At 38.8% G+C, this 2,304-nt stretch carries 2 protein-coding genes; both read right to left on the reverse strand.

Annotated features, from left to right (window positions below):
- Positions 1-37 precede the first annotated feature (37 nt).
- Positions 38-715 carry a sensor histidine kinase gene (locus AC075J_RS03465; protein ID WP_476390004.1) on the reverse strand — a complete coding sequence of 226 codons (678 nt, stop codon included), beginning with the start codon at positions 713-715 and terminating at the stop codon, positions 38-40.
- Positions 696-1,883, reverse strand: coding sequence for a hypothetical protein (locus AC075J_RS03470; protein WP_476390005.1), 1,188 nt, complete (start codon positions 1,881-1,883; stop codon positions 696-698). The genes AC075J_RS03465 and AC075J_RS03470 overlap by 20 nt, the downstream gene beginning before the upstream one ends.
- Positions 1,884-2,304: the final 421 nt, after the last annotated feature.

Consider the following 2,304-nt stretch of genomic DNA (forward strand, 5'->3'; position numbering starts at 1 on the left):
TATGTTCTTTTCAATTCCTTCTGCTGACAGATAATTGTCATCTACAATCATTATTTTCCTCATCTGTATCCTCCATTTGTTGAAATTCAATTGTGACATAGGTACCGTTTCCGGGATGGCTGTCAATACGCACAGAGCCGTTACCGTACAAAGGATTGGAAATGCGGGCGCTTACATTTGAAATTCCAAAATGTTTTTCGTAATTTATGACTTTGTTGTCTATGGCATATCGGAGCTGTTCCAGTGTCTCCGGAGACATTCCGGCTCCATTGTCTTCAATGGATATCACTACGGTATCATCACCGTAGAGTACCTGAATGGAAATAAAAACTTCAGGTGTATCGGCTGAAAGACCGTGCAGGATAGAATTCTCCAGGAATGGCTGTAATGTAAATTTGCAGATCGTGAAATTTTCTATTCCGTCTTCGGCATTGATCTCCCAGTTAAGATTATCTTTATGGCAGAGTTTCTCCATTTCCAGATACAGGCGGGCAATTTCCAGTTCGTCTTTGATCGGTATCAGTTCTTTTGATTTTCTCAGCGTCAGTCGGTAAAAGGCAGTCAGATTTGTCAGCATCTGATCTGCAATATCCAATTTGCCAAGTGCCTGGCAGGTTCGGATGGTTCCAAGGATATTGTAGAGAAAATGTGGATTGATCTGTGATTGTAATAACTGATATTTCAGCCGTTCTTCATTAATGGAGAGAACTGACAATTGATTTCAGATTCTGGGCAATTGTGTGCTGCATATCTTCAAAGGTAATCCCCAGATTGTCTATTTCATCATAATTGGAAGCATCGGCCGGATGCGGGAGTGTGATGATGGAAAGGTGCTCCGGATCATGTCCGAGATGAAAGGATTCCATGGCATAGGACAGTGCGGCAATTCTGCTTGTCAGTTTCCTGGAAAAAAGGATTACAATAAAAATAGTCAGCGGCAGAGAAATAATTACAGTGATCAACAGTGTTTTGATCAGTACCTGTGTATTGCTTTTGATATAGTTTTCCGGGATTTCCGTAATATGCAGCCAACCGTTATCCAGAGTGCGGCAGTTATAGTAGATGTCATTGTCTTTAAAGAAGGAATTGGTATTTTCCAGAAACATCTGTTTTATTGAATCTGAAATCCAGGTCTGATTACGGGAAGAATCACTGTGAGCTGCAATTTGTCCCTGTGGTGTCAGAATGTAACTGGAAATTGCGGTATCAGAAGCAGAAGTCTGAAGATACCGGGAAAATTCATCGCAGTCAAGTGCAATACAATAAGCATATTCGAGAACATTGCTGGATTTGTCCTGAAGAGCACGAAAACACAGCAGTGTATTTGCGCTTCTTTTGGAAGCAGATATAACTCTGGGTAAGGTGGTATTTTTCTTTAACAGCCACAGGGAAGAAGAACCTATGGAATGTAATTCAGATTCGCTGATTCCATAATTGAAAAGTTTATCTGTGGAAAAGAAATATATACCCTCATCAGCTCCGGTTTGTTCCGGTTTTAAAAAAACATATATATGAAAGAAATCAAATGTAGATTTATATAATGAAATATTGCTTCTCATGGATGTTAATGCCTGCATGGTGCCAACCTGATCTGGGGAAGAGTGTTCAAAAGCGTACATCTGATACTGGATGGTGTCAGCAACGTTTTCGGTCTGGTTCAGACGGCTGTTAAGCTGAAAAATAAGCTGTTCATCAGACATCAATGCAGAGTTTGTGATTCGGTCTCTGGCAAGATTATAGGAAACATGGTAACTGACCAGTGCAACAAGTGTCAGAGGAAGCAGGGTTGCAACCAGAAAGGCAATCAGGAGTTTTGCCTGAAATGAGGAAAATCTGGAAGGAATCCATTTATGATAATTTATTTTTTTCAAGTTGAGTTTCATTACACATAATACTCCTTATATGAATAGGTTTGATTTTATCAGGTATCTTTTTGAAGATTGCCATATTATACAGCAATTCTGTAAAGATGCAACACAGTGTTCATCTGCTATCTGTATTATAAAAAATCAGAATGAAAAAAACAATAGAACGAAAAATAATATAAATCAATCAAAAGAAATTGTATTTAGTAAAAAGAGTGTTTTTGTTATTCTTTAATTACCAAATAACACAGAACAGTTGATGCGAGAGAACTGTTCGGAAAAGGAGAGAATATGAGGAAAAAAGTGTTAAGTGCAGTTTTAGCTGCAACAATGGTGGCAGGAATGATGGGGAATGTTGTAAGTGTATCAGCAGAGGAGAAATATGATCTTACTTTATACAGCGTTAACACTACTGACCCGGATTTTGATGACTGGCTTG

Source organism: Blautia sp. ZXY-1-C6, assembly GCF_056339875.1.

What these genes read in the sequence shown, in the direction of transcription:
- AC075J_RS03470 (WP_476390005.1), bottom strand. Translation starts at nt 1,883, where the DNA reads ATGAAACTCAACTTGAAAAAAATAAATTATCATAAATGGATTCCTTCC.